Origin of the sequence: Nostoc sp. CHAB 5715 (assembly GCF_020829685.1) — a bacterium.
GTDB lineage: Bacteria > Cyanobacteriota > Cyanobacteriia > Cyanobacteriales > Nostocaceae > Nostoc.
On the sequence record NZ_JAIVFR010000371.1, the window covers coordinates 1 to 6,566 of the forward strand.

The following is a 6,566-nucleotide window of genomic DNA, read 5'->3' on the forward strand; positions in this document are numbered from 1 at the left end:
TAATCGAGAATCATGTTAAATAGCTCGGTACAACTCGAAAAGCCTAATTCCCTATTCCCTATTCCGTACAGACGCGATTAATCGCGTCTCTACCCACTCCCCGCCCACGTAGATAATTTCAAAAATCAAATACGATTCCTATAGTTGTTCAAGTTCCTCAAGAGCCTCATTCCTGCTTAAAGGTGTTTCGCCCTTAACTGCTTGCATTGCAGGGTAAAGTCCTTCGTCTTCAATCGCATCTAATAAGCGCTGATATGCCTTAAACTCTAGGACTACTTTGAGAACTTGACCTTGTTTATCCGTAATTAACTCCTGAACAAACGGATATTCTTCAGCTTTCATATATGAACCAAAGTAATTGTTTAATATCTACTATGAAGAGCGATCGCTTCCCACTCTCCATTTAAACCGAGTTTCGCAGGCGATCGCATTTCTGCCAAACTTAGTTAATGGTGTCGTCAAAAGTAAAAATGATGTAGCTTACGCCACTAATGTTTATTACGGCACAGACTTTAAAAATGGTACTTTAGCCGATTACTCAAACGACTGGGCGATTTTGAAACTCAACAAGCCTATCGGTAAAAAATATGGTTATTTGGGCTGGAAATCCCTACCATCTTCTACTCTTGTTGGAGATACAAACAAATTCGCCTTAGTCGGCTACTCTGGCGATTTTCCCAACCCCAAGAAAAAAGGTTATGAAAATCTAACTGCTGGTGAAAGTATGACTGCTGGCGTTCACCTAGAATGCAGTATCCTCCGCCATCAGGATAATTTGTTGTACCACAACTGTGATACAAATCACGGTGCTTCTGGAGGTGCAATTATCAGTAATATAAACGGCAAGTATTATATTTTAGCCCTCCACTCCGGCTCAAACGAGGTGAATGGATTGCTGTTGAACCGTGCAGTGGAAATGTCTCGCTTGGATGAGTGGTTGCAAGGGAATTAAGGACTAAAGTCCTTACTACGAACTTGCTTACCCATCAATTGAAATTTGACAGACTACTAGAAACTAAGCACAATTATAATCACTTTGTGCCTAGTTCTCACATTTATTGGTGGCGCATGAACATAATATCAGTTTGTTCAAAAATTTCCGCCTGCACTGCTATAGTGTGAGGGCGTTTTTCTAGAAAATCATCCAGCCACAATTAACGGATAAGTCTTGTGCATAGGCGTAGCCAAACCCAGGCATCGCACCTTTAATAATAACTATATCCAGCTTGATGCTGGACAATAGCTAGAAATATTTTTGAAATTGAATGCTTACTTGATTTTTAACTTACCAAATCAACTAAGGCGTTGCTCTGAAAGCGGACTATAGATGAAACTGAGCAACCGCGATAATTCTCAGATGTGAATACTGATAGTGTGATATTAGCTTGACCGGGATCTAAAATGCGTTTTACCTTGCAGGTTTGCATTTTGTTGTTGCAGTAAGCAATAATGCGATCGCCAGCCTTGACTTCCAACGCTTGAATTTTCAATTAATACCAACCTTGCCAGGAATTTGCTTAGTTAAAGGAAAAATATATTGCTATATTTCACTTGCTCAACAATAGCAATGTTTATTTAGTGTAACACAAAAATTAAAGTTTTTCAATCCTATCAATTTAATATTGATAATGTCAAGTTTATTTATGCTCAAAACACTATATAAATGCTGGATTTTCAGAAAATAAGCATAAAATCCCGACTTTCGCGCAGAGTCTAGGTCAGAGTCTTTGTTGAAACCGGATGCTGGGAAACTTCCCATCCAATTTCTCTAAAGCTAAATTTTTGCGAGTATAGATTTTTCCTTCTATGTTTTTGTTACAATCAATGAAATTTTTACCTAAAAATACCACTATGGCTTTATATGCTGAATTACATAGACATCTAGGCGGCTCGGTCGTACCCAGAGTTTTATGGCGATATTTCGAGCGACATTCTTCGGAGTTGATTTCCCGCTTTGCTGACTATTCAGAATTTGAAGATTTTTACACCCGTCCACGCAACACCCTGGATGAGTATCTAGAATTACACACCTTGGTAGAAAGTGTGCAAACTGTGGAGACTTTGCCTTACTTTATCTATCGCTTGGTGCGGGGTGCTTACATCTTTGAAAATTTGGCTTATCTGGAACTGCGCTACACTCCCTATTTGCGGACACCTGAGCATCTAAATCAATCACAGAGAATTGACAAGATGGCAGAAATTGTGCAAGTAGTAGGACTTGCCAGCAACCAGCCAGAATATCCGATTGTTACTAGCCAAATTCTCTGTATGCACACGCGCCTACCTTATGAGGTGAACAAGGCAATTGTTGATTTGGCGGCGCAAAATAAGCAGTATGTCTGTGCAGTAGATGTAGCCGGGGGTGATAGTTATTATGCCCATCGCTTAGAAGAATGGATTAGCTTATATGATTATGCGCGATCGCTGGGCGTTAAGACCACCGGACATCTATATGAAACCACTGCTGGCTGTTACCCCGAACTGTTACCCTATCTCATGCGAATCGGACACGGCATCCAAATTCCCCTACTATATCCAGAGCTACTTAATGATGTGGCTAAACGCGGACAGTGTTTAGAGGTTTGCCCCACAACTTACCTGAAAACTGGTACTTTGCAGGATATCCGTCAACTCAAATTAGTTTTTGACCGTTGTTTTGAAGCTGGGGTAGATATCGCTATTTGTACTGATAATGCTGGGTTGCATAATGTGCGTCTGCCATTTGAGTATGAAAATCTCTTGACTTACAACATTATCAGTTTTGCACAATTACAAGCTTGTCAGGATGCAGCTTTCCGTCATGCTTTTGCTTGGCCTTACACTCAACGTCCCGCATCTCTGTTGAACGGTTTACTAAAACCTGAACTACCTAAAGTTTTGGCAACAAGGGATAATAATTAACCACCACCTAGAGGTAAGCAGAAAGTCAGATGATTTAATGTTAATTAATGTTGCAATGAGTGATTTTTTATGATGCTCTAGAGAAAGCTGTAATGCACAGTAGATATCTTGCAAAAGTCAATTTTTTAGCCATTAACCACAGATATACGCAGATAATTCATCAAAAGCGGCGGGAAACTCCATCCCCTTGTGGGTGGAGAGGGATAGCCGCCCCGCCGCTTGGGGCATTGGGCATTGGGCATTGGGAATTGGTAATTCTTCCCCATGCCCCATACCCCATTCCCCATGCCCAAAAACTCCATCCCCTTGTGGGTGGAGTTTTTCATCAGTGTTTATCTGTGGTTTCCTTTTCGCTGATTCAGATTTTTGCTGAATCTATCCCACTAATATATTTTATTAATATTGTTTGTGAATGCCATAATTCACCCAGTAACTTGACACTCCCACGGCTCCACTTCGTTAAAGCCGTGGGATTCTCCGGTCTAGCCCAGGTAAGCGTATAATACCAATTCGTAATTGGTAGCTTGCCATGAATACTACCACGTCAGCAATTTATTGTACATCTTTCCACTTTCCCTGCACTCAGAAGCTATAAACTATAATTTATGGCATCTACTATTCAAACTCTACCAACAGAAGTCGTATATCTCATTACAGCTGGTGAGGTAATCGACTGTTTCGCTTCTGTGGTGCGGGAATTGGTAGAAAATTCCCTAGACGCAGGTGCAACGCGCATTGTGGTTTCTTTATGGCCGCAGCAATGGCGAATTCGTGTCGCAGATAATGGCTGTGGAATGAACCTAGATGATTTGCAACAAGCAGCCACAGCCCACAGCACCAGTAAAATTCGTTCTAGTGCCGATTTATGGAAAATTAACAGTTTAGGATTTCGTGGTGAGGCGTTACACAGTTTAACAACTCTGGCAGATTTAGAAATTTTGAGTCGTCCTGTGGGTGGAAAATTAGGATGGCGAATTAGCTATGGCAATGGCGGAGAAGTTGTGCAAGTTGAAGTAACTGCGATCGCACCTGGTACAGTGGTGACAGTTTCTCATCTTTTCGGTAATTGCTCATCTCGTCGTCAGGGATTGCCCACAACAGCACAGCAAATGAAAGCCGTGCAAGCCACAATTCACCAAATCGCCCTGTGTCATCCCCACGTTACTTGGCAGATTTGGCAAAATGACCGTCAATGGTTTACCATCTCTCCAGCTGCCACAACTGGGCAATTGCTACCACAGATTTTACCCCAAGTGCGACAAGGTGATTTGCAAGAAATCAAACTGGAAATACCCAACCCTCTTAACTCCCCACTCCCCACTCCCAACTCCCCACTCCCCACTCCCCACTCCTCACTCCCCACTCCCAACTCCCCACTCCCCACTCCCCACTCCTCACTAAACTTAGTGGTAGGATTACCCGATCGCACTCATCGTCATCGTCCAGATTGGGTACGTGTAGCCATCAACGGACGGATGGTTAAAACACCGGAACTAGAGCAAACAATATTATCAGCATTTCACAGAACATTACCACGCGATCGCTATCCAATTTGTTTCTTACATCTTGCCATTTCCCCGAATCAAATTAACTGGAATCGCAATCCAGCAAAAACAGAAATTTACCTCAACGAAATCATTTATTGGCAAGAGCAAATTACCCAAGCAATTAACCAAGCACTCAGCATCTCTTCTAGCAATCTCAAAGAAGCTGTTCACACCACACGAGTTAGTAAATTACTCAAAGCCGCAGAAACCAAAGGCGGCTACAATTTCAATCCTCAAAATCCCAACCCTTGTACAGACGCGATTAATCGCGTCTCTCCTAACTCCTTAAAAGCTGTCGCTCAAGTTAGCAACACCTATATTGTGGCGGAACATCCAGGTGGTATGTGGTTAGTGGAACAGCACATTGCCCATGAGCGAGTTTTGTATGAGCAATTGTGTGATAATTGGCAACTTGTCCCCGTCGAACCGCCAATCATTCTTTATCAATTGTCACCAGCGCAAGTATCGCAGCTGCAACGCATCGGTTTAGAAATAGAACCCTTTGGCGAACAACTTTGGGCAGTGCGAAACATCCCCGCACCTTTGCAGCAGCGAGACGACTGTGCAGAAGCAATTTTAGAACTTAGTTGGGGAGGCGATTTACAAACAGCCCAAGTAGCTGTCGCCTGTCGCAGTGCCATTCGTAATGGTACACCTATGAATCAACAAGAAATGCAGACACTTTTAGATAATTGGCAACGCACTCGCAACCCTCGCACCTGTCCCCACGGACGCCCAATTCATCTATCTTTAGAAGAATCAGCTTTAGCCCGATTTTTCCGGCGTAATTGGGTAATTGGTAAAAGTCATGGAATTTGATATTTTCAGTAATGCCAATACTAAACCTCTTGCAAAAGTCTACATTAACTAATTATTTGTCACAAGCATGAACTGCGGCGCTGTTGAATTTTCTTATTTTACGCCGTGTGCGACTTTATCTCAAACCTAACCCCCAACCCCTTCCCTACAAGCAGGGTGGTTTCATACAAGCAGAGAAAAATTAAAACTGGGTTTCAAAGCCTCTCCCCCCGTGGGGGAGAGGAATGGAAGTGAGGGAAAAAGCCATGCCACTTTCACGAGAAATCAAGACTTATGTATTTTTCTTTTTTCGTATGAAACCACCCTGCTCTCCCATCTTTGGGAGAGGGGAGAAATAATTCTAGTTCCCCTTCTCCCAAAGATGGGAGAAGGGGTTAGGGGATGAGGGCTATCAAGGTTTTTGCACATTTGGGATGCTCCCAAGTCTACTGAAGTAGACTAAAAATTTTTCGGATTATTTAGTCATCTTTAGATGACTTAAGCTATTAGCAAGGAACTTCAGTTCCTTGCGGGACATGGCTTTTACGTTAAATTGACACGTATGGGCAAAGACAAGCCCCTACCAGCGTATTTGTATCAGCCCAAATTCAATAAACGACTGCCCGAATTCAATAAACGACTGCCCGAATTCAATAAACGACTGCCCGAATTCAATAAACGACTGCCCGAATTCAATAAACGACTGCCCGAATTCAATAAACGACTGCCCGAATTCAATAAACGACTGCCCGAATTCAATCAACGACTGCCCGAATTCAATCAACGACTGCCCGAATTTAATATAGGAGTTTAGCAAACTCGCTTTTATTAAACACAAAAGCGATGGCTTTGCCAACGCCTGCCGTAGGATGCCCGAACGCGAGTGCGTCTCCTTTAGGAGAAGGGCTGTAGGGCGAACGCAAGAATTGAACTGATACAAAGCATAGACGCTGCATCGGTGAGGCAGTGCGTTGGGCGGGTTCCCCGACTTGAAGCAACTGCCGAACCCGGAGGGCGAGTCAAGAGACATCGCACAAAAATTTACACCAATTCCTCATAGCTAAATTTATGTGAAAATACTCAAAAAATCTATTGGCAGGTATAAAAATATACTATATATTGAAATAAGAAAGGCGATCGCCCTCGCGCAAGAGTCTGCGATCGCCTTTCATTTAACCCCTAGAATTGGAGTCAACTATGATCATGACACAATCAAAAAAGTTTGCCAAATCACAACAAAAGCAGTATTTACCTACCCAAGGCAACAACGTACCTCCTTTGAATCCATCTGACCAAAAGCCATCGCCAAAAAGAGAACCG

7 protein-coding genes are annotated in these 6,566 nt (G+C 42.7%); 3 read left to right on the plus strand and 4 right to left on the minus strand.

All coding sequences use genetic code 11. The features are described 5' to 3' along the window. Positions 1-138 precede the first annotated feature (138 nt). The gene (locus LC574_RS20335) at positions 139-342 is read right to left on the minus strand and encodes a hypothetical protein (protein ID WP_229455234.1); all 204 of its coding nucleotides are present in this window, start codon (positions 340-342) and stop codon (positions 139-141) included. Between the two features lie 16 nt (positions 343-358). On the opposite strand from LC574_RS20335, the gene LC574_RS20340 reads away from it, so the two are divergent. Further along, positions 359-952 carry a serine protease gene (locus LC574_RS20340; RefSeq protein ID WP_229455236.1) on the plus strand — a complete coding sequence of 198 codons (594 nt, stop codon included), beginning with the start codon at positions 359-361 and terminating at the stop codon, positions 950-952. 328 nt (positions 953-1,280) lie between these two features. Here the strand turns inward: LC574_RS20340 and LC574_RS20345 are convergent, their stop codons facing one another. After that, a complete protein-coding gene (locus tag LC574_RS20345) occupies positions 1,281-1,490 on the minus strand; it encodes a hypothetical protein (protein ID WP_094352741.1) in 210 nt (69 codons plus the stop codon). Positions 1,491-1,851: 361 nt separating this feature from the next. On the opposite strand from LC574_RS20345, the gene LC574_RS20350 reads away from it, so the two are divergent. After that, positions 1,852-2,901: an adenosine deaminase gene (locus LC574_RS20350; RefSeq protein ID WP_229455241.1), complete on the plus strand. Its 1,050-nt coding sequence runs from the start codon at positions 1,852-1,854 to the stop codon at positions 2,899-2,901. A 132-nt stretch (positions 2,902-3,033) separates the two neighbouring features. Here LC574_RS20350 and LC574_RS20355 read toward each other — a convergent pair whose 3' ends face one another. Next, entirely contained in the window at positions 3,034-3,174 is a 141-nt protein-coding gene (locus tag LC574_RS20355; protein WP_229455237.1) for a hypothetical protein, read from the minus strand. A gap of 332 nt (positions 3,175-3,506) precedes the next feature. On the opposite strand from LC574_RS20355, the gene mutL reads away from it, so the two are divergent. Next, on the plus strand, positions 3,507-5,267 hold the full coding sequence (gene mutL / locus LC574_RS20360; RefSeq protein ID WP_229455238.1) for a DNA mismatch repair endonuclease MutL: 1,761 nt from the start codon (positions 3,507-3,509) through the stop codon (positions 5,265-5,267). Between the two features lie 559 nt (positions 5,268-5,826). Here the strand turns inward: mutL and LC574_RS20365 are convergent. Continuing rightward, entirely contained in the window at positions 5,827-6,276 is a 450-nt protein-coding gene (locus LC574_RS20365) for a hypothetical protein (protein ID WP_229455240.1), read from the minus strand. Positions 6,277-6,566 lie beyond the last annotated feature (290 nt).